Origin of the sequence: Bacillus pretiosus (genome assembly GCF_051294775.1) — a bacterium.
GTDB lineage: Bacteria > Bacillota > Bacilli > Bacillales > Bacillaceae_G > Bacillus_A > Bacillus_A wiedmannii.
Genome location: NZ_JBPPHF010000007.1, coordinates 58,955 through 80,919, shown reverse-complemented (window position 1 = coordinate 80,919; position 21,965 = coordinate 58,955). Strand labels below are relative to the sequence as shown.

The 21,965-nt window shown below is 36.2% G+C and carries 18 protein-coding genes and 1 pseudogene; 14 read left to right on the top strand and 5 right to left on the bottom strand.

Going from position 1 to position 21,965, the window contains the following annotated elements; translation table 11 throughout:
* Positions 1 to 41: 41 nt before the first annotated feature.
* Positions 42 to 1,163 (bottom strand): LPXTG cell wall anchor domain-containing protein, encoded by a 1,122-nt coding sequence (locus ACSG5Z_RS25870; RefSeq protein WP_435712500.1) that lies wholly within the window; start codon positions 1,161 to 1,163, stop codon positions 42 to 44.
* A gap of 201 nt (positions 1,164 to 1,364) precedes the next feature.
* On the opposite strand from ACSG5Z_RS25870, the gene ACSG5Z_RS25865 reads away from it, so the two are divergent.
* The 7 genes from ACSG5Z_RS25865 to ACSG5Z_RS25835 all read left to right on the top strand — a co-directional run bounded on the left by ACSG5Z_RS25865 (position 1,365) and on the right by ACSG5Z_RS25835 (position 7,948).
* On the top strand, positions 1,365 to 2,234 hold the full coding sequence (locus tag ACSG5Z_RS25865; RefSeq protein WP_088609560.1) for an ROK family protein: 870 nt from the start codon (positions 1,365 to 1,367) through the stop codon (positions 2,232 to 2,234).
* A 137-nt stretch (positions 2,235 to 2,371) separates the two neighbouring features.
* On the top strand, positions 2,372 to 2,965 hold the full coding sequence (locus ACSG5Z_RS25860; RefSeq protein WP_087982318.1) for a TerD family protein: 594 nt from the start codon (positions 2,372 to 2,374) through the stop codon (positions 2,963 to 2,965).
* 26 nt (positions 2,966 to 2,991) lie between these two features.
* Positions 2,992 to 3,576 (top strand): TerD family protein, encoded by a 585-nt coding sequence (locus tag ACSG5Z_RS25855; RefSeq protein ID WP_000146727.1) that lies wholly within the window; start codon positions 2,992 to 2,994, stop codon positions 3,574 to 3,576.
* Positions 3,577 to 3,658: 82 nt separating this feature from the next.
* On the top strand, positions 3,659 to 4,237 hold the full coding sequence (locus ACSG5Z_RS25850) for a TerD family protein (RefSeq protein ID WP_000236650.1): 579 nt from the start codon (positions 3,659 to 3,661) through the stop codon (positions 4,235 to 4,237).
* Positions 4,238 to 4,310: 73 nt separating this feature from the next.
* Complete coding sequence (locus ACSG5Z_RS25845) at positions 4,311 to 5,105, top strand: TerC family protein (RefSeq protein ID WP_098122937.1); 795 nt, start codon at positions 4,311 to 4,313, stop codon at positions 5,103 to 5,105.
* Between the two features lie 110 nt (positions 5,106 to 5,215).
* Positions 5,216 to 6,847, top strand: a complete 1,632-nt coding sequence (locus ACSG5Z_RS25840; protein ID WP_000492830.1) for a YceG family protein — start codon at positions 5,216 to 5,218, stop codon at positions 6,845 to 6,847.
* 18 nt (positions 6,848 to 6,865) lie between these two features.
* Positions 6,866 to 7,948, top strand: coding sequence for a toxic anion resistance protein (locus ACSG5Z_RS25835; protein ID WP_435712499.1), 1,083 nt, complete (start codon positions 6,866 to 6,868; stop codon positions 7,946 to 7,948).
* Between the two features lie 82 nt (positions 7,949 to 8,030).
* Here ACSG5Z_RS25835 and ACSG5Z_RS25830 read toward each other — a convergent pair whose 3' ends face one another.
* On the bottom strand, positions 8,031 to 10,697 hold the full coding sequence (locus tag ACSG5Z_RS25830; protein ID WP_435712498.1) for a cation-translocating P-type ATPase: 2,667 nt from the start codon (positions 10,695 to 10,697) through the stop codon (positions 8,031 to 8,033).
* A 192-nt stretch (positions 10,698 to 10,889) separates the two neighbouring features.
* Entirely contained in the window at positions 10,890 to 11,114 is a 225-nt protein-coding gene (locus ACSG5Z_RS25825) for a DUF1128 domain-containing protein (RefSeq protein ID WP_000366197.1), read from the bottom strand.
* A gap of 173 nt (positions 11,115 to 11,287) precedes the next feature.
* Between ACSG5Z_RS25825 and ACSG5Z_RS25820 the strand changes: the two genes are divergently transcribed.
* The 3 genes and pseudogenes from ACSG5Z_RS25820 (at position 11,288) to ACSG5Z_RS25810 (ending at position 13,196) form a co-directional block, all read left to right on the top strand.
* On the top strand, positions 11,288 to 11,752 hold the full coding sequence (locus tag ACSG5Z_RS25820) for a low molecular weight protein-tyrosine-phosphatase (protein WP_000250910.1): 465 nt from the start codon (positions 11,288 to 11,290) through the stop codon (positions 11,750 to 11,752).
* A gap of 53 nt (positions 11,753 to 11,805) precedes the next feature.
* A pseudogene (locus tag ACSG5Z_RS25815) lies at positions 11,806 to 12,320 on the top strand (DUF4075 domain-containing protein).
* A 6-nt stretch (positions 12,321 to 12,326) separates the two neighbouring features.
* Positions 12,327 to 13,196, top strand: a complete 870-nt coding sequence (locus tag ACSG5Z_RS25810; protein WP_001226530.1) for a YihY/virulence factor BrkB family protein — start codon at positions 12,327 to 12,329, stop codon at positions 13,194 to 13,196.
* Between the two features lie 186 nt (positions 13,197 to 13,382).
* Here the strand turns inward: ACSG5Z_RS25810 and ACSG5Z_RS25805 are convergent, their stop codons facing one another.
* Positions 13,383 to 15,308 carry a heavy metal translocating P-type ATPase gene (locus tag ACSG5Z_RS25805; protein ID WP_098147767.1) on the bottom strand — a complete coding sequence of 642 codons (1,926 nt, stop codon included), beginning with the start codon at positions 15,306 to 15,308 and terminating at the stop codon, positions 13,383 to 13,385.
* 268 nt (positions 15,309 to 15,576) lie between these two features.
* On the opposite strand from ACSG5Z_RS25805, the gene ACSG5Z_RS25800 reads away from it, so the two are divergent.
* The 3 genes from ACSG5Z_RS25800 (at position 15,577) to lepB (ending at position 18,085) form a co-directional block, all read left to right on the top strand.
* Complete coding sequence (locus tag ACSG5Z_RS25800; protein WP_088061633.1) at positions 15,577 to 16,527, top strand: DMT family transporter; 951 nt, start codon at positions 15,577 to 15,579, stop codon at positions 16,525 to 16,527.
* 122 nt (positions 16,528 to 16,649) lie between these two features.
* Positions 16,650 to 17,330: a lysoplasmalogenase gene (locus tag ACSG5Z_RS25795; protein WP_087982332.1), complete on the top strand. Its 681-nt coding sequence runs from the start codon at positions 16,650 to 16,652 to the stop codon at positions 17,328 to 17,330.
* A 218-nt stretch (positions 17,331 to 17,548) separates the two neighbouring features.
* A complete protein-coding gene (gene lepB, locus ACSG5Z_RS25790; protein ID WP_087982334.1) occupies positions 17,549 to 18,085 on the top strand; it encodes a signal peptidase I in 537 nt (178 codons plus the stop codon).
* 42 nt (positions 18,086 to 18,127) lie between these two features.
* Here lepB and ACSG5Z_RS25785 read toward each other — a convergent pair whose 3' ends face one another.
* Positions 18,128 to 20,890, bottom strand: a complete 2,763-nt coding sequence (locus tag ACSG5Z_RS25785) for a tetratricopeptide repeat protein (RefSeq protein ID WP_087982336.1) — start codon at positions 20,888 to 20,890, stop codon at positions 18,128 to 18,130.
* A gap of 474 nt (positions 20,891 to 21,364) precedes the next feature.
* Here ACSG5Z_RS25785 and ACSG5Z_RS25780 point away from each other — a divergent pair, with 474 nt between their 5' ends.
* Entirely contained in the window at positions 21,365 to 21,961 is a 597-nt protein-coding gene (locus ACSG5Z_RS25780) for a DedA family protein (RefSeq protein WP_046953695.1), read from the top strand.
* Positions 21,962 to 21,965: the final 4 nt, after the last annotated feature.

The window sequence follows — 21,965 nt, the reverse complement described above, 5'->3', positions numbered from 1 at the left end:
GCAATTTGTTTCATGTATGTTTTAGATGGAAGGATGTGTTTTTATTTTGCGTTTTTACGGCGAATAAATAGTAACATACCGATTAGGAATGTTGAAAGTCCCATTAAAATAGATGCAGGATAATGTGTTGCCGTATTAGGTAACTTATCGCCTTGTTCTTTCGCATTATCTTTTACATTGCCACCTTGAGAGCCGTTGCCACCCTGAGAACCGCTATCGTCTTTAACGCGGTTGCCGCCTTGAGAGCCATTGCCACCCTGAGAACCGCTATCGTCTTTAACGCGGTTGCCGCCTTGAGAGCCATTGCCACCCTGAGAACCGCTATCGTCTTTAACGCGGTTACCGCCTTGAGAGCTATTGCCACCTTGAGAGCCGTTGCCACCCTGAGAACCGCTATCGTCTTTAACGCGGTTGCCGCCTTGAGAGCCATTACCACCTTGAGAGCCACTGCTGCCAGAACCACTGCCGCTAGAACCACTGCCGCTAGAACCACTGCCACCCGAGCCATTGCCATCCGAGCCATTGCCACCAGAACCATTGCCACCCGAGCCGTTGCCACCAGAACCACTGCCACCAGAACCATTGCCACCAGAACCGTTGCCGCCAGAACCGTTACCACCGGAACTGTTGCCACTAGAACCACCGCCATCAGAACCGTTACCGCCAGAGCCGTTGCCACCAGAACCGTTACCACCAGAACCGTTACCACCAGAACCGCTGCCGCCAGAACCATTGCCACCAGAACCGTTACCACCGGAACCGTTGTCGCCAGAACCATTGCCACCCGAACCATTGCCGCCAGAACCGCTGCCGCCAGAGTCGTTGCCGCCAGAGCCGTTGTCGCCAGAACCATTGCCACCCGAACCATTGCCGCCAGAACCGCTGCCGCCAGAGTCGTTGCCGCCAGAGCCGTTGTCGCCAGAACCATTGCCACCCGAGCCGTTGCCACCCGAGTCATTGCCGCCAGAACCACTATCGTCCTGAGAACCATTGTTTCCTGGTGGTTTATTATTATCTTTTGAGTTGCCTTCTGCTAAATGATCGTTATTTTGTACAATCGCATTTGTTACTGGAGAGAAGTTGTCTGTTGCTGCATTACCGATATTTAAACCACTAAAAAAAGATAAAGAAAGAGTTGATGCTAAAATGAAGATTTTTGTCATTGATTTCCTCCTGAAAATTAATATTCCATCTAAAATACATCCCTTTGTAATATTTCATAGGAAAAAGAGTTTTATGCAAAAAAAACTATATATAGAAAAAGGTGGTGTATTTCTGAAGAGAGAAAAGAGTTAGTGTAAATTCTTTATAATAGTAGAGTGGTGGGAATTTTACACTCATTACAGTAGAGGAAGTGACAGCAGATGAAAGAATATATTGCATTTGATATTGGTGGTACGCAAATTAAATATGGGATTGTTTCAGAAACAGGGACGGTATTAAAGCATAAAACAGTTTCAACAGAAATTCATTTGGGCGGGGAACAAATCATTCAAAAACTTATTCTTCTATCCAAAAAACTAATGAATGAGCATACGATTTCGGGAATTGGTATTAGTACTGCGGGAATTGTTAATATTCATAAAGGGGTTGTAACGGGAGGGGTGGAGCATATTCCGAACTACGCGACTATTCCTATTATTGATAGATTGCAAAGGGTATTACAAGTTCCTGTGTCCATTGAAAATGATGTGAATTGTGCAGCTTTGGGAGAGAAATGGAAAGGTATTGGAAACCGAAAAAGAAATTTTATTATGCTTACTCTTGGAACTGGTATTGGAGGAGCAATTTTTATAGATGGAGATTTATATAGAGGGCATTCGTTTAGTGCTGGCGAATGGGGAAATATGTTAATAGAAGGAAGGCCGTTTGAAGAGGTCGCTTCCATTTCAGGGTTAATTTGTCTTGTGCGAAAATATAAAGGTGAAAGTGATTGGAATGGAAAAACGATTTTCGAACTGTATGATAAAGGAGATAGAGAAGTTACGCAAGCAGTTGAGGTTTTCTTTAAACATTTAGCGATTGGAATTAGTAACCTTGCTTATATTTTTAATCCAGAAATGATTGTTATAGGTGGAGGAATTACTGATAGGGGAAAGCAGTTCTTAAAAGAAGTAAAAGGAGAGGTAGAAAAATATTTAAATAAAGAAATTTATAATAATTGTGAGATTGAACTTGCACAAAACGGAAATTGCGCAGGAATGGTTGGTGCTATTTACCACTTCTTACATTAGCATAAATAAGTTATATGAATGTTTTCATATAACTGAGAATTTATCCTTTTTATCACTAGGTAAATAATGCTACAATATAAGGGGAGAATACAATATTTTCCGATTTGGAAAATGCTTTGTAGAAAGGAAGAAACTTCATGCCTATTATTTTAGAAAAAGGTCAAAAGATCGATTTAACGAAAGGACAACCAAAAGTAGCAAAACTACAGGTTGGCTTAGGCTGGGATCCAATTGGACAATCAGGTGGGTTTCTGTCTTCATTATTTGGAAGTAAACCAAATGTAGATTGTGATGCATCTGTTGTTATGTTAGAAGGGGATCGCTTTTTAAACAAAAACGATTTAGTTTACTTCGGAAACAAACTTTCTACTTGTGGTAGTATTATTCATTCAGGAGATAATTTAACAGGTGAAGGCGCTGGTGACGACGAAACAATTTTCGTAGAATTACATAAAGTTCCAAGCCGTATTAATCGTTTAGTATTCGTTGTAAATATTTATGACTGTGTAAATCGTCGTCAAGATTTCGGGATGATTCGTAATGCATATATTCGTATTCAAACCCCGCAAACTGGTGAAGAATTAGCACGCTATAATTTATCGGATAATTATGCTGGCAAAACGACTCTAATTGCAGGTGAAATGTATCGCCACGGAAGTGAATGGAAGTTTTCAGCTGTTGGAGAAGGCACACAAGATAAAAACTTAAGTGAGATTGTATCACGTTATTAATAAAATAAACCGAGGAGGAATTGAATATGGCATCAATTTCATTGAAAAAAGGACAAAAGGTAGACTTAACAAAAACAAATCCAGGTCTTTCAAAAGTTCTTGTAGGACTTGGTTGGGATACGAATCGTTATGACGGACAAAACGATTTCGATTTAGATGTTAGTATTTTCTTAGTAGGTGCTAACGGTAAAGTTTCAGGTGCAGAGGATTTCGTCTTCTATAATAATCCAAAAGGTGCGAATGGTGCTGTCGAGCATTTAGGAGATAACCGAACTGGTGAAGGTGAAGGCGATGACGAATCGATTAAAGTAGATTTAAAAAATGTACCTGCACATATCGAACGTATTTGTTTCTCAATCACAATTTACGATGGAGAAGGTCGTAGCCAAAACTTCGGACAAGTTTCTAACTCTTTCGTACGTATTTTAGATGAAGAAAAGAATGCAGAGTTAATTCGTTACGATTTAGGAGAAGATTTCTCTATTGAAACAGCTGTTGTAGTAGGGGAATTATACCGTCATGCAGGTGACTGGAAGTTCAATGCAATCGGAAGTGGGTTCCAGGGCGGATTAGCATCTCTATGTAATAATTTCGGTTTAGATGTAGAGTAATAGATTTTATATATCCATCGGTGAAACAGGTGTTTACTGATGGATATATTTTTAAAGATATAAAATATAGAGGTGAATATAAATGGTTATTCAATTGCAAAAAGGACAGAAGATTGATTTAGGTAAGACAAGCCCTGGCTTAACAAAAGCAGTAATTGGTCTTGGATGGGATATTAAATCTTATGACGGTGGATCAGATTTCGATTTAGATGCATCAGCATTCCTATTAGATGCGAACGGAAAATGTACGAAGGAAACCGATTTTATTTTCTATAATAATTTACAGTCTCCTTGTGGATCTGTTCTGCATACAGGGGATAACCGGACAGGTGAAGGTGAAGGCGATGATGAACAACTTGTTGTGGACTTAAAGAAAGTTCCGGCAGATGTGCACAAAATTGCTATTACAGTTACAATTTATGATGGAGAAGGCCGTAATCAAAACTTTGGACAAGTTGGAAACGCATTCGTTCGTTTAGCGAATGAAGAAACTAGTGAAGAAGTTCTTCGTTTTGATTTAGGGGAAGATTTCTCCATTGAAACAGCAGTTGTCTTTTGTGAATTATACCGTCATAATGGACAGTGGAAGTTTAATGCAGTAGGAAGCGGTTTCCAAGGTGGCTTAGGTGCGCTTGTAAGAGCGTATGGCTTGGATGCATAAGAAGGGAAACGATATTCGTTTCCTTTTTTTGACCTTTCTATAAATCTAGCAAAGAATAGGGGATAAAGGTAAGATGAGTATTTTGCAAGGGATCCTTGATACGTATGCTCAGTTTTTCGATTTGGACATGTGGATTAAAGTGTTGCAAGATCCAGTATCTTGGGGATTAATAGGTACACTTGTTGTACTTGAAGGTTTGTTATCTGCTGATAATGCACTTGTATTAGCAGTAATGGTAAAACACCTTCCGGAAGAAAAACGTAAAAAGGCATTATTCTATGGACTTATTGGAGCTTATGTATTCCGATTTATTGCGATTGGAATTGGAATGTTCTTAATTAAATTAGCTTGGGTAAAAGTGTTAGGTGCACTTTACTTAGCTTGGCTTTCAGTTAAATACTTCATTGATAAAAGAAAAGGTAATGCAGAAGAAGAAGAAGAAGCTCATGGTATGAACCAAAACAGTATTCTCTTCAGAATGTTTGGTGTCTTCTGGGGAACAGTTGCGATGGTTGAATTAATGGATATCGCGTTTTCTGTAGATAGCGTACTTGCTGCATTTGGTGTATCAAATGAAGTTTGGATTCTATTATTAGGTGGAATGCTCGGTATTTTAATGATGCGTGGTATCGCTGGTGTATTCTTAAAATTGTTAGAGCGTATTCCAGAACTTGAAACGACAGCATATATTTTAATCTTAATTATTGCAGCAAAAATGTTACTGTCTGTTATTCATATTGAAATAAGTCATATGCTATTCTTTATCATTTTAGTTGTAGCATTTGGAGCAACGTTTATACTTCACTACATGAAGAATTCTGGACAAGCTAAAGAAGAAGTTGCAGCTACTAAAAATAATCATAAATAATTGAAATGGGTTTGCTCGTTATGCGAGCGCCCATTTTTTATAACTAAAAATAGTTTATAATAGAAGAGAGACTTTATAAAAAAAGTAAATGTTTTTGGAGGTGAACTGTTGTGTTTTCACGTTTTACACTTCAACCATGTGCATTAAAAGACGAATCAGATTTAAAGCAATTTGAAGCGCTTTTAGAAAAACGCCCACAATATGAACTGACAGAGAATGAGATGAAGTTTAGTTATATAGCAACTCGTATTCTTGGTGTTCCTAATGATGTAGATGAATATTTCAATGAGCTATTTGATTATAGCGAAGTGAAAGGGATCGTGGTTTTGCATGAACAAAATTTAAATAAGGTGATTGATCCCGAAAAACTGCGCCATATTCAAGAGGTTTTTACATTACATCAAGAAGCACCGAATGGCCTTACAGTAAATAGGCTTGTCGCCCATCTGTCTGGAAAACAACTATTACCACAAGTAGACAATCCTGACTTACAGCATTATATACATACGACGTTTATTTCTGTATTAAAATTGTATGAAAAACAACATAACCAATCATTAAAAACAGAAGGGTTCCGTCGTTTCTTAATCGATATGATTAAGTTAAGTGACAATTACGTAGCGAAGTGGTTCTCTACGATTAATTATAAGAAACAAATGCCGCGCATTATTTGGTACGGTGATGCACAGGAAAGCCGTATATATTTCTTATACTTTCTTATTATGCTCGGTTGCGATGTACTTTATTATCACCCAGAAGGAAAAGATGGATTTGAGAATGTTGATGAGGAAGGAAGAAGTTTTGTTGTGTCTCATCCAGGTCGCATTTCTCTTGAGCCATTTCCAGATCGCCGCCGTGAGCGAGTTGCGACAGTAGCGTATCAGGCTTCAAAAGAAATTGAACAAGTACTTCACCACGATAACTCACTGCTGTACAAGCCATGGCAATTTCGTTCCTATACGCCTGTAGCTCGTACGCTCAAAACAACGTATGATGAACTCTTTTTAATTACGAAAGAAAAGGCATTTGTGCGTCCAACATTCTTTGTTGAAAATAAACACATTTATATCCCTTCTTTATTTGCGAAAATATCAGGTGTCTCAAAAAATGATAAAGAATATTTTCAGCGATTAAAGGCTATTACATCATTTGATAACAGTTTATTAATTAATACATTTCCGTTTACGAAAGAACAAAAAGCGAATTTCCAATATCATTACCGAGATGCGTTAGACCGCGGGGGGAAATTACACCCTGATTTAATTATGAACAGTCATTGGTGGCCACATAAACGTTTGCCAGAAGGATTGCAACATGGTATTGCAGAGGCGATTATCCATACGTGCGAAAGTGAAATGTGTAAACCCATTGCGAAAGAGACGAAACAAGATGTAGCACTGTATGTTTTCGCACAGCTTTCTCAAATACCGCCGAACATTTTAGAGCAACTTGAGAAATTTGATTACTCGCAAGAAGTACCGAAAATTGTTATATTTAATAATGAGAAGAGCGGAGAATTAAGCCGTTCAGATGCTGTTTTATTACTATTTTTAAATCAAATTGGAGTAGATGTATTCCATTTCAATCCAACGGGAAGAAACGATATCGAACCGTATATTGAAGCAGGAGCATTTGATTCCCATTGGCTTGAAGAAGTTAATTTCGATCTTGAGTTTCATGGTTCATCAGCCTATAAAAATTTATCACAAACAATAAAAGGACTATTTCGTCCATTTTTATAAGGAAAGGGAGAATACCATATGAATAACCCAGTCATACTAGATTCGAAAACAGAATTAAATGAGCAAACGGCACAAGATGTTCGTTTACAACTTAGACAAGATGCAGAAGTACAACGTATTTATAATGCAGTAGATATTAAAGATCAGTTAGAATTAATCGAGCTTGGAAAAGAACCATCTATGGAAATTTCACGTTTCGCTGATCAAATTTTACATACAATGTCTTTATCAAAAATAGAAGACTCTGGAGAATTATTAAAACAGCTTGGTAAAATTATGGACAGATTCGATAGCAAAGACTTTGCGGAAGAGAAAAGCGGTTTCTTCTCACGTATGTTCAAAAAAGCTGATAAAATGATTGAACAGATCTTTAGTAAGTACCAAACAATGGGTCGCGAAATGGATAAAGTATACGTAGAAATTACAAAGTATCAAGATGAAATGAAAAAATCAATCGGTACGTTAGATGGTTTATATGAGCAAAATTTGAAATATTATTTAGACTTAGAAAAGTATGTAGTAGCAGGGGAAATGTTATTAGAGCGTTTAAATACAGATTTGGTTCCAATGTACGAAGAGCGTGTGCGTAACAATGACCAATTAGCAGGTATTGAATTAGAATCACTGAAAAACTCTGTTGAAATTTTAGAGCAGCGTATTGATGATTTAGAAAAAGCACGTATGGTTGCGCTACTTACAGCACCACAAATTCGTATGGTTCAACGTGGTAATAATAAATTAATTGGTAAAATCAATACAGCATTTATTACAACGATTCCTATCTTTAAAAATGGTATTATTCAAGCGGTAAATGCGAAACGTCAAAAGCTTGTTGCAGATTCTATGGCTGAACTTGATCGCCGCACAAATGAATTACTTAAGAAAAATGCACAAAATATCGCAACGCAAAGTGTGGAAGTAGCGAGATTATCAGGTTCTTCTAGTATTAAGATGGAAACACTTGAGGAAACTTGGAACATTATTTCAAGAGGTATGCAAGAAACACAACAAATTGAAGAGCAAAATAAACGTGAGCGCGAAGAAAGCCGCAAGCGTATGGCTACGTTAACAGAGAACATAAAAAAAGAATTACAAGGATAAAGTGAAACTTTAATCAGTGGGGACATCTCCCACAAATAGTGAAATAAATGAAAAGGCAATGAGGAATAATCCTCATTGCCTTTTAGTTTCTCTTTACTAATTTAATGATCTCATTCACAACAAGTGGAATGATACTTAAGAAGAGAACAAATCCCCAATCTCGCATCGTTAATGCATGTACACCGAATATATTTGCAAGAGGTGGGATGGAGATAATACACACTTGCATAAGAACACCGATAAGAAGGGAGAAGACTAAATATTTATTTGTAAAGATCCCAATTGAAAAAATGGATTTCGTTCTTGAACGCAAGTTAAATGAATGAACGAGCTGAGAAAAACTAAGAACGACAAATGCCATTGTTTGAGCGTGTAATAGAGCATCTTCATCAATTTTCTCTGGGAAAAGAGGAAATAAATTTGTATCTCCGGTATAGAATTTTGCCCCGATGATAAAGGCTGTTAGCGTTAAAAGTCCAATGACAACTCCATTGAAAATAAGAAAAGGAACGCTACCACTAAATAAGCTTTCTTTCGCATGTCGTGGTTTTTCCTTCATCACATCTGGATCTTCAGGGTCAACCCCAAGTGATAATGCAGGCAGTGTATCTGTAATCAAATTGACCCACAAAATGTGAATAGGTCGTAGTGGTGTTGCCCAACCGAGTAAAATAGCTAAAAATAAAGCGATAATTTCTCCAAAGTTACAAGAGAGTAGAAAGAGAATTGATTTTTTTATGTTACGATAAATATTTCTACCTTCCTCAACAGCTTTCACTATAGATGAGAAATTATCATCTGTTAACACTACATCCGCTGCCCCTTTTGCAACGTCTGTTCCTGTAATGCCCATCGCTACGCCAACATCAGCCTGCTTTAAAGATGGAGCATCATTGACACCATCACCAGTCATAGAAACGATATTTCCTTTTGCACGTAATGCTTTTACAATCTTTACTTTATGCTCTGGAGAGACCCTAGCGAATACATTTAAGTGATCAATTTTGCTTGCTAGCTCTGTATCTGAAATGTTATCTAATTCAGTTCCAATCATAATTTCAGATATGTCTTCAGCAATGCCAAGTTCTTTGGCAATTGCAAAGGCGGTATCTTTATGGTCACCAGTAATCATAACTGTGCGAATACCGGCTTTTTTACATTCTGTAATTGAATCTTTTACTTCAGTTCGCGGTGGATCAATCATACCGACAAGACCAATAAAGATGAGATTTTCTTCAAGATGATCTATAACCACATCGTTTGAATTGTATTGTTTAAATGCAAATGAAAGTACTCTTAAAGCCTCTTGAGACATTGCCCCGGCAGCTTCTAATATTTGATTTTTATCAGCATCTGTTAGAACCTCGATTTTACCGTTTTTAAATATGTGGGTACATCGAGGTAAGAGTTTATCAATAGCACCTTTTGTCATGCTATAGTAGCTTTCATCGTATGTATGAACGGTTGACATCATTTTACGATCTGAATCGAAAGGCAGCTCGTTAACGCGTTCATGTATCTTTTCTAAATGATCTTTTTGCATGTTAAAAGTGTTTCCGGCAACAAGAAGGGCGATTTCTGTAGGGTCCCCTGTTTGTGAATCGGAACCGTAAGACGCATCGTTGCATAGCACCATATTTTCTAACAATAGACGTTGCGCATCATTATTTGCATTTAAATTTTCTAAGTGGTTGTATGTGTTATCACTATAAAAGTGAGTAACGGTCATTTTATTTTGCGTTAACGTACCTGTTTTATCTGAACAAATAATTGTGACAGAACCGAGAGCTTCGACAGCTGGTAGTTTACGAATGATAACGTTTTGTTTAATCATTCGCTGCACACCAATTGCAAGAACGATGGAAACGATAGCCGGCAAGCCTTCTGGAATAGCTGCAACGGCTAAACTAATAGCAGTCATAAACATTTCTAAAGTATCTCGTCCTTGTAAAAAACCGATGATAAACATAATGACGCAAATAGATACAGCGACAAAGCCTAAATACTTTCCGACTTGTGCTAAGCTCTTTTGAAGTGGTGTCATATCATCGTCGGCTTCATGTAAAAGGGTAGCAATCTTACCAATTTGTGAGTTCATTCCCGTTTCAACAGCGACACCGACTCCGCGCCCATATGTTACTAGTGTCGACATAAAGGCCATATTTTTTTGATCGCCCAGTGGTACTTGCTCATCGCTTTGCATAGAAGGGTGGTAAATTGCATCTTTATCAACAGGGACGGATTCACCAGTCAGAGCAGATTCTTCAACTTTCAAATTTGCAGTTTCGATAAGCCGTAAATCACATGGGATATAACGTCCTGCATCCAGCATGACAATATCACCTGGAACGACTTGTTCAGATGGAATTTCTTTTAGTTCACCATCTCGCTTGACGATAGCTTTAGGTGTCGCCATCTTTTTCAATGCCTCTAAAGCTTGTTCTGCTTTCGATTCTTGGATGACACCGATAACAGCGTTTAAAACTACAACGAGCGCGATAATACTTGCATCAGCCCATTCACCTACAAAGGCAGAAATAAGGGCAGCAATAATAAGGACATATACGAGGACGTCATTAATTTGGGCGAAAATACGCTGCCATAACGTGCGTTTTTGTTTTGTAGCTAATTCATTAGAACCGTATTGCTTTAAACGTTCATTTACGATTTCATCTGTTAAACCGTGTTGTTCGTTTGTTTCTAAGTCGATTAATGTTTGATCTTTCGTCTTACTGTACCAATTGCTCATAAGTAAGCACCTCCAGTAAAAACAGTTAGCAATGGTAGTGTTGCTATTATTTGTGAGTAGTATGTATGGAGAAAAAATCTAAGGTGAGGTTCTACTTCCATTGTACAGTATTTTACAGTTGGTTGAGGGAAAGAGAAGAGTTGTCATGAATTTGTTGGAAATAAAAAAAGCCTCATATAAACGAGGCTTTTTTTACTTTTTAATTAATGTACCTAATTCTTCTGTAATAGCTTGCATTTCACTGATGCTGAATGTTTCACGTTTCATAACATGCTCATAAATGTCACGTAAGTCTTCGTACATTTCTTCATTAAAGCTAGCAGCTCTCATCGCTCCAGCATTAACCATACGTAATTTTTCTTTAATAGCTTCGACCATATATTCAACGTTTTCTTCTGACTTTACGGATAAATCCACCGAAGTGTCCCCCTTTAAAATAACATAAGGATATCTTAACATTTTTTATCATTTTCGTTAATGAATCTTTTCAATCCTATTAAATTAGTAGGGATTTCCTTTATAATTAATAATTGGTTGTTTATACTATAAGTATATATAAAGAAATGCACCAAGAAGGGAAGAACAAAAATATGGTTCAAGTATTGTTTGTTTGTCTTGGGAACATTTGCCGTTCACCGATGGCAGAAGCAATTTTTCGAGATCTTGTCGTAAAAGAGGGACTCGAGGAGAAAATTGTCATTGATTCTGCAGGAACTGGAGATTGGCATGTTGGCCATCCGCCACATAAAGGAACACAAAAAATTTTAAAAGAAAATGCAGTCACTTTTGAAGGAATTAAAGCAAGGCAAGTAGAAAAAGAAGACTTAACAAAGTTTGATTATATTATTGCCATGGACAACAAGAATATAGCAGATTTAAAAAGTTTAGGTAAAACTGGAGGCTATATTGGTAGACTGTCCGATTTTGTTCCAGACGGTGGCTGGACAGACGTTCCCGACCCTTACTATACAGGGAATTTCCAAGAAGTATATGACCTTGTAACAGAAGGGTGTGCAAAGCTATTAGCTTTCATTCGAAATGAACAAGGAATATGAGGAAGCTTAGAAAGAAATACTTTCTAACATAAGAAATGAAAGGGTGAAGGAATATGGCAAAGAAAAATAATATTGCTCGAAACATTGCGATTGGTGTAGCTGCAGGTGTGGCTGTATCTATGTTGAAGAAGGAAAACCGTGAAAAAGTAAAAAATACTGCGGAAAAAGCAAAAACAAAGATGATTGAAATCGGTGAAAATGCGAAGATAAAAGAAAAAGTGCAAACTGTTACAGATAAAGGACGCGAACTCGCTGACTTCAATGTAGTAAAAGCGAAAGTAGCAGAAATTAAAAAATTGACGCCGTCTGTTGTAGAGACGTTAAAAGAAACGAAAGAAATTTTTAGTAAGAAAAAGGTTGAGCCAGCAGAGAAGCCAGAAACGATTGAAATTCAAGCTGTATCTTCAAAGGTAGATGAGTTGAAAGCAGAAGAAGAGCCAATAGTTGCTGAAGAGGGCGGTATGAAAGAAGCGCGTGAACTATTTATGAAAGACTCAAATGTAGAAGAAAAAAAACTGAAGCGTACATTGAGTTGAAGCAAGATAAAGAAGAGAAGAAAAGCGTTTAAACATATATGAGAAAAATTTTAGAAAAGGTGAGAAGAAATCGTACTTATTCGTTTGGTAAAGATTTGTATGACCGGACGATGCGCGATGATGTAGCGGGCTTGGCAGCACAGCTCGCTTATTTCTTCTTGCTTGCGATTTTTCCTGGGCTTGTTTTCTTAATTACGCTTCTTGGATTCATTGACCTTCAAACAGAAAGTGTGCTCAACTTATTAGAACCGTACGTACCCGAAGATGCAATGTCTTTAATTGAAGTAAACGTTGATAAAGTTGTAAATGAGCAAAATGGTGGTTTATTATCATTTGGTTTATTATCAATGCTATGGTTTGCTTCAAACGGGGTAAATGCGGTTATGAATGCTTTTAATCGTGCGTATGATGTAACAGAAACACGTTCCTTTATTAAAACGAGAGCTTTATCCATTGTGTTTACATTAGCGATTATTTTTATGATTGTGTTTGCGCTAATTGTTCCAGTGTTTGGACAAGTCATTGGAGCAGCGGTATTTAAAGCAATTGGGTTATCGGATAGCTTTTCTTACGTGTGGAGTATTACGCGATTAGTAGCGAGTTTTTTCGTGCTATTTGCATTGTTTAGTTTTTTATATACATTTGCACCAGATCGAAAGTTAAAAAGAAGAGAAGTCATTTCAGGAGCAACATTTGCTACTGTAGGATGGATTGTGGTATCGTACTCATTTGCTTATTATGTAGATAAGTTTGCGAATTACGCCAATACATATGGTGGTCTCGGTGGTATTATTATTTTAATGTTATGGTTTTATTTGACTGGATGGGTCATTTTACTTGGCGGTGAAATTAATGGTTTACTCCATCATTATAGGACGGGTGACAATAATTCCCGTAATGAAAAGTGAGCTCTTGTTCCATAATAATAGGGAACAGGGGGGATATTTCATGAGTAATAATAAAAAGAATCACAACAATAAAAATAACAATAAACAAAAGAGTAGTTCGCATCCAAAGCATAAAACGAGTGGGAGTGCGAACGGGCATAATAGCTACCATTAAAAAAAACGGGTCCTCTATGAGGGACCCGTTTCTTATTTGTTTCCTTTTAATAATCGTAAGCCATTCAAAATGACAAGAATTGTACTTCCTTCATGCCCAATAACACCGAATGGAAGAGCTAAAAATTGCAAGAAGTTTGAACAAATCAGCATTGCAATTACAGCTAGTGAAAAGATTACGTTTTGCTTTACAATACGATTCATTCGTTTTGATAAGCGGATCGCTTGAGAAAGTCGAGATAATTCGTTTTTCATAAGTACAACGTCTGCAGTTTCTAAAGCTACGTCTGTTCCTTCTCCCATTGCTACACCAATGCTAGCAGTAGCGAGTGCAGGGGCATCATTTATACCATCTCCGACCATTGCTACTGTCCCGTATTTTTCCTTTAGCTTTTTAATCGTTTCAACTTTTGTTTCTGGTAAGCATGATGCGTAATATTCTTTTATATTACTTTCAGAGGCAATAGCTTTTGCCGTTTCTTCATTATCTCCAGTAATCATAATTGCCTCGACACCGATGCTTTGTAATTCGCGAATAGCAGCTATTGTTTCTTGGCGAAGTGTATCTTTTAAAGCGATAAGTCCAAGAATGCCTCTCTCATCACTAATATAAACGACAGTTTTACCTTCTTTTTCAAGGGAGGCAGAAATACCATTATGAAATGTCTTTGTTTCTTCACCGATAAAGTCAGCTTTACCTATTTTATAAGCTTTGTTTTCAAATATTCCTTTGAGTCCAAAACCAGTTACATCTTCAACATTTTCTGGTTTTTTTAATACAATGTCATACGCATGTTGCGCATATTTAACAATAGATTCAGCTAAAGGGTGTGTAGAGTGACTTTCAATTGATGCTGTAATAGAAAGTACTTCTTTTTCTGTCATACTTTCTCGAACATATACATCTGTTACGGTAGGTTTTCCTTGTGTTAATGTTCCTGTTTTATCAAAAGCGATCGCTTTTACTGAAGCGAGGCGTTCTAAATGTATGCCACCTTTAAAGAGAATTCCATTTCTTGCTCCGTTAGAAATTGCAGATAATGTTGCTGGTGTAATGGCAGCAACGAGTGCACAAGGAGATGCGACTACAAGTAAGATCATAGCGCGATAAAACGTTTCATTCCAGCTCCAGTCAAGTAAGAAATGAGGGACGAACATCATAAGCGCAACAACGAGTAGTACACCTTTTACGTATGTTCCTTCAAACTTTTCGATGAATAGTTGTGATGGTGATTTTTCACTTTGTGCACTTTGGACGAGACGGATAATCTTTTGGAATAATGTTTGATCGCTCGGCTTCGTAATTTTAACTTCGATAGCACCGCGTAAATTTACAGTACCGGCAAATACTTCATCGCCATATTTTTTTTCATTTGGAATGGGTTCTCCAGTAATTGCTGCTTCATCGATATTTGTTTCACCGTTATGAATCGTACCGTCAGCAGGAACGCGCTCACCTGGCTTAATTAAAATAATGTCGTTAATTTGTAATCGTCCAACAGGAACACGTTCTTCGGTTCCATTTGAAATACGTAATGCTTCTTCAGGTTGTAAATCAAGAAGCGCTGAAATTTCTTTTTGACTTTTACTTAATGTATAAGACTCCATCGCACCGCTCAGTGCAAAGATAAAGATTAAAATCGCGCCTTCTGCCCAGTAGCCAATGATTGCAGCACCGATAGCAGCGAAGAGCATGAGCATTTCGACATTTAGCTCTTTCTCTTCAATGGTATCTTCAATACCTTCTTTCGCTTTTGCATATCCACCAACTATATAAGCAAGGATATAGCAAGTAATGCCTACATTCATTGCATCGTTCTTTGTGAATAACCAACCAGCTAAAATGAAAATACCAGATGCGATTGCAAATATAAGTTCATGATGTTTCTTTAATGTATCCCATAAAGAGGGATGAGAAATAGACTTTTGTACTTGTAATGTTTTTACTTCTGAGTTCATTCTACTCGCTCCTTCCAAATTCTTATTGAGAAAAAGAATCAAAATCGAAACCCCTATAAAACGACGAAAGCTGCCATCCATAATGGATAGCAGCATTTCTGTTGAATCTGATTTTAATAGTTATTATGTTGTAATTATTCTATAGTATATCATATGTTTTCGTTAGATGATATGTTTTGTTTGCGTATAAACTGAAAACTTGTGTTTTCACACTTCCTTTGGTATATATGAATATTGTTCATATAAAGATCGGAAAGGAAGACAACAAGTGAAGACAGAGAAATTTTTTACCCATCCGATTGGCGTACTAATTGCTGCAATAGTAGCGACTTTTTTATGGGGGAGCGCATTCCCATTTATTAAATTAAGTTATGCTGAACTTGGAATTCAGCCACAAGAAGTTGGGGAGCAAATATTATTTGCTGGTTATCGTTTCTTTTTATCTGGAGTCATGCTCTTATTATTCTTTAAAGTGTTAGGAAAAGATATGAGCTTCAAAAAAGGAACGGGGAAGCAGTTAGTACAAATTGGTTTATTTCAAACATTTCTTCAATATATATGTTTTTATATTGGAATGAGTTATAGTTCTGGTATTGAAGGAGCTATCATTTCAGGAACATCATCATTCTTTCAAATTTTACTCGCTCACTTTTTATATAAAGATGACGCTCTCAATATGAGAAAAATAATTGGGGTCTCTATTGGCTTTTGTGGTGTCATTTTAGTAAATGTACCGAGTGATGGTAGTTTGTCATTCCATTTCGGAATCGGTAGCTTACTACTTCTTAGTGCAGCAATGTTGTATTCATATGGAAACATATTGGCGAAAGAAGGTAGCAAAACATTAGATGTTGGCTATATGACAGCATACCAAATGATTTTTGGTTCTATCGGGCTATTATGTATAGGGGCTTTGCAAGTTGGAGCCATGCCATTTACATTTAGTGTACATGCAATACTTATGCTTCTCTACTTATCTTTCTTATCCGCAGCAGGCTTTTGCATTTGGAATACAATTATGAAGTATAACAAGGTTGGAAAAGTATCAATGTACATGTTCTTTATACCCGTATTTGGTGTGTTATTATCGAGCATGATTTTAGGAGAAGCAATTCATTCATTTGTATTATTCGGTTTGGCATGTGTAGCCGCGGGAATTATCGTGGTGAATCGGACGACAGCTAAGCAGAAAAGGGCGAACGAAAAACAAGTAGCATAGATAACAGGAAAACGATTACAATGGAAGAACAGTACTGTTCTTCTTTTTTTATATAGAAAAAGGATAATAGACTAGGTGTAACGAAAAAAGATACAAAAAGCATTTATTGAGGAGAACATGTTATGAATCTACTTTACATGGTGTTAATTGGACAAATCATTCTTTTTTTAATTGGTGCAATATACGCAATAGGACAGACAAAAAAGACAAGAAATAATATGCCGCTACCTTTAGCGGTGCGTCTTATTCTTAGTTTTTCTTTAACAGCAAGTGCAATTTGGATATGGTTACAAGATCCAGCAGTGGAGTATAGTACGTGGGTTGCACTAGGTATGACGTTATCAACTGTAGGAGATTTATTTATGGCAGGTTTAATTCCAATTGGTCACAGGCTAATTGGAGGGATGATTACTTTCGCGCTTGCACATTGTTTTTATGTAAAAGCATTTTTGCAAACAGGCATCTCATGGAATGGTTTTTGGATTGGTTTACTCGTATACGGGCTCTTTCTCATTATAGGATGGTTCTTTTTTATACGAAATGATAAACAAGATAAATTGTTTACGATAGGAGCACTAATTTACGGACTGTGGGTTGGAGGAATGGCTTGCTTTGCATTCGCCTTATACTATGAGAATACAGGCATATGGTGGATACCGGCTTTTGGTGGTTTACTATTTGTGATTTCTGATTTTATTATAGGCGTGACAGATATTGGAGGGCGCAAATTAAAGTATGAACCACTTTGGATTTGGTTTACATATGTAGCGGCTCAAATGTGTATTGTATATGTGGGAATATAAAAAGATACTCTCAAAATAGTGGATAGACTATTTTGAGGGTATCTTTTTTACTGTTCGCAAATAGTGAGATAAATATAGATTATGGTATATAAAAATAATAAATTTATGAGGATGTTATTTTTAAGTTTGTAATATTACAATTTTATAATTCGGAATTTTGTGGAAATTTCACAGTTGAATTCCTTATAATAAAAGTAAAAAGATGATGAGATGGTGGAATGATGCAAAAGAAAAAACGTTTGCGTGAATTCTTTGGAACAATTGCAATTGCATGTTTGTTAGTGTTTTTAGCGAAAATTTTTGTGTTTTTTCCTACGACTGTAAAAGGAGCGTCCATGAAGCCGACGTTACAAGATGGGGATAAGCTGATTGTTAATAAGTTAGCAAAGCAGTTTGAAAGTTATGGGAGAGAAGATATTATTGTTGTGAAGACGGATAATTTTTATGTGAAAAGGGTTATTGGTTTGCCTGGCGATGTAATCGAGGTGAGAAATGATCAATTATATGTGAATCATGAAGTGACACAGGAAGCGTATTTGTATAGTAATAAAAAACAAGCTGAAAAAAAACTTATGAATTTAACAGAGGACTTTGGACCGATTACAATTCCTAAAAATAAGATTTTTGTTATGGGAGATAATCGCTTAATAAGCAGAGATAGTAGAAATGGTTTAGGACTTATTGATAGAGAAGATGTATTAGGAGAATTAGCGGCAATTTATTATCCATTTGAACATATGAAAATAATGAATTAAAGTAAAAAACCAAGCAAACTGAAATTTGCTTGGTTTTTTATGTTAAATCGTAGGAGACTCATTAAATTCATAGACGTCTTCATTGTTTTTGTTTGTACTTAAAACGAATTTGTGTTGCAATAGTTGCAGTTTAAAGAATGCTAACGGATCGTGATAAGTTTCGGGGTTGCTTCTTAATGTTGCTAATGTTTGCTCGTCTTCCTGTATTTCAAGTTGAGCTGCTTCTACATTTTGTTTCAATATGCTAAGTGGATCTTTAAAGAACATCATGATATCTCGTTCTAATGCGCCTTCAAATACTTCAAATTGAAGGAAGAATTGTTTTGAGATTGTTTGAGCAATTTCCGTATAGTCTTCCGTTTCAATGTATTGTTTATATTTGTTTGCGAGCATAGACTGATTTTTTTGCATGTTACCAAATAGTTTTCCCGCACTTTTTAAGAAAAATTGTGTCGGTGTAAAGCGTAATAAAATATTGATGTTCGTTACTGTAATTCTATTTGTCATGCGTACAACATCTCGATGCCAGTCATCTAGTAATTTGAAATCACAAGGAAGTTTCATGCGTTCTTCTTTATATAATTTATTAAACGTTTCACTCATTTCATCTAAATAAGATTGAGCTTGAATAAATTCATTATGAGCTGTTTCAATCCATTCCTGAATAGAACCAGTAAATTTAGGAAGAAGCACTTGTTGTACATGTTTTTGAACTCGTTCGTTCATCGCAGTATTTAATTCTTCATGAACTAATTTGAAGTCGCTATCTTCTTGAACGAGGTCAGAACAACTCTGTAATAATTCAGGAATTTGAGAATGGATATCTCGTGTGATTTCTTCTTTCGTTAAAAGATAAGATTCTGTAATAGAACGAATTTTATCTTTTTCAAGAGCAGTAAGGTTGTTAATAAATCCATTTAATTTAACTGAGATATGTTTATTCCAGCGTACGGATTTCACTAATGTATTTTCTAACTCCACACGTTCATTTACAAGGTATGCGATTGTCTTTTGAGTAAACCATATTAGTTTTTCTATACGTTCTTGTTCCATGTTACGTTCTGCTAGATTAGAAAGAATAGACTCTGTCACGTCTCCAAGTTGCTGGCTACTCTCTTGTGAAGGAGAGTATGGGAAGAACTGTGCATTTGGGAAATGGACTTTAATTTTACTCATTAGTTTTTCGTTATTGGTCGTATTATTTGTGTGTAATACGAAATGAATTTGTAAATTTGGCACTTGTTCACGTAAATAAAGTAATGTATCAAGTTCTTCACCATGTAATGGTGAAGAAGAATTTAATACGTAAATAAGGCTATCTGCTGCTTGTAAGTATTCAAAATATGAGCTGTTTTTATCCACTTGCCCTTGAACAGGTGGCGTAACAAGAAATGCAAATTTATTTTTTCTTAAAAATCTACTTGGTAACTTAATTTCTATACATTTTTTCTCAAGTTCTGATTCGGAAGGTGTAGCCATTCTTTGATGGAATTCATCAAAGCTAGGTATATTGTGTACATCTAACGCAGTGAATTCTGTTATTTCAGTTTGGCTATCATCTTTAAATAGAATAGGAGTTGTTACAGTCTCAGTTAAGATGTTCTCTCCTAGTATAGAATTGATGAATGATGATTTATCCTGGTCACTAGTTCCCGCTATTAGTAATTGTGTAACATTTAAATCACACAGTTCGTGAACGAGTAACGTAAATTGATGACTTAAATCCACATCGTTTTTTTCAGCCCATACAGCAATTGTTTCGAATAAATGAGAAACTGTTTCCATATTTACATTTGTTTCAGCTGTTGAATTAGAAAGTAGGGCTCCCGCACTTTTTACGAGTAATGACTCTAAAGTTGTAGGTGAAACTTCATTCCATGCTAACACTGCAGCAGAGACAAATAGGGCATCTTTTGCTTTCGTTAAACTAAACCAATTGGTTAATAAATCTGGTACAAGTCCCTGCATTTCATGCATGAAATGCTCACCAGTAATTAACTCAAAGTACGTATCTTGATAGCGTTCAACAATTTCATGCCAATCGTCATTGTTGTCTGTTTCAATATGTAAGAATAAATGATTTATTGTTTGAATCCAAGGTAGATGCAAGTTTTCATTTTGATAGCTGTTCCAAAGCGCAATAACAAGTTCTTTAAATTGGACTTGATCAATTGCATATAATGCTTTTAAAGATTCATAGAAATATTCTGGTTTGATTTGTTTCGTGAATCCTTGATTCACATAATTGATTAAAGTATCGAACCAGTGTAACGATTTTGTTCGAATTCCTTCTTGAAGGGCAAGTTCGATAGCATTATTCCAATCTTCTTGTTTTTCATAGAATGAGCGAGCAATTGCAGTAATATTAGGATAGTCAGGTTGAAATGCAACGGCCTCACTAATCGTCTTAAATGCTAGACCTAAACGATCTTGTTCGATGTACAGAGAAAGAAGTTGTAAGGAAACTTCCATTGTAAGAGTTGTATCTTCCGTTTGAATAGATTGATAAATCTCTTCTGCTTTTGGCAAGAATCCTAGTTCAAAATAAGAATCTGCAATATTTTTGGTTGCCCAAAGTGCAAGTTCGTTATTTACTTTCTCCCATTTAAATATCGCTGCTTCAAAGTCTTTATTTTGGTAATAAAATTCACCTTGAGCAAAGCGGATATTAGAAATGTTGGAGAATTCATTTGTAGATTCATTTATATATGCTTCACCGAGTACTTCTGATACTGGAGTAGAAGTTTCTTCTGTTAAAAATGTTTTATAGTAAACCTTTTGGATAAATTGATTTTCAATGGTCATGTTCGTTCCCCCTGTATAATTTAGAAAAATGATGTTGTATGTAAAGGGTGTATGTTCTTTTAATAGGTAGAAGTTGCATTATATCGACCAAACTATGTTTTTGCTAGATATATCATTTTTCCTGAGAGTTAAACCGTTGCGAAAAGTAACTTTCCTTTATTGTAACAAAAAAACAAGCATATGAATTTTTATTTTTTAATCCCACTATTTACAGATAATAAGACTAGCACTTTAAAAAGCGGTGAATACAAGGGAAGTAGGAGGGAGTCGGGCGCACAATTGGTGTGTGCTAAAAATTAGTGAGGATGAACAAATCACCACTGATTAATGGTTCACTTTCTTCCTGCTAAAGGAATGGATAGAAGTAGAGTTCATTATAAAAACAATGTATAGTGAATATGTATACCATGTTTGTCTGAAAGATAGAAAGGGCACAATGTGGAATAACGATCGTGCATAGGATGTGTTTTCCGAATGGAACAACATATTGGCGAGTTAATCGCGCATTATGGGTATTTTGGAATTATTATAGCGTTGGCCGGTGGAATTGTTGGATTACCGATACCAGACGAGTTTTTATTGACCTTCGTTGGTTATAATGTTTCTAAAGGAGTTATGTCAGGAACTGCTGCTTTTTTAAGCGGGATGGCTGGTGCGATGTTAGGTATTACATTAAGCTACATATTAGGTTTAAAACTTGGACTCCCTGTTTTAAAAAAATATGGACCGAAGATTAGAATTAAAGAACATCACATTGAAAAAACGCATATTTTATTTGAAAAATATGGACCATTTCTTTTAATGATTGGTTACTTTATCCCGGGAGTACGTCATTTAACAGCATATTTTGCTGGGATGTCGAATTTAACACTTTGGCGTTTTTGTTTGTACGCTTACGGTGGTGCGCTTATTTGGATAAGTGTTTTTATTGGACTTGGCTGGAAGTTAGGAGAGAAGTGGCGTTTCGTTGAGTATAGCCTACATCATTACGGAGTATGGATTTTATTCATTTCAGTAGTTGTTACATGTATTGTATGGTTTTATATAAAGAAAAAGAAAAACCGCTATTAGCGGT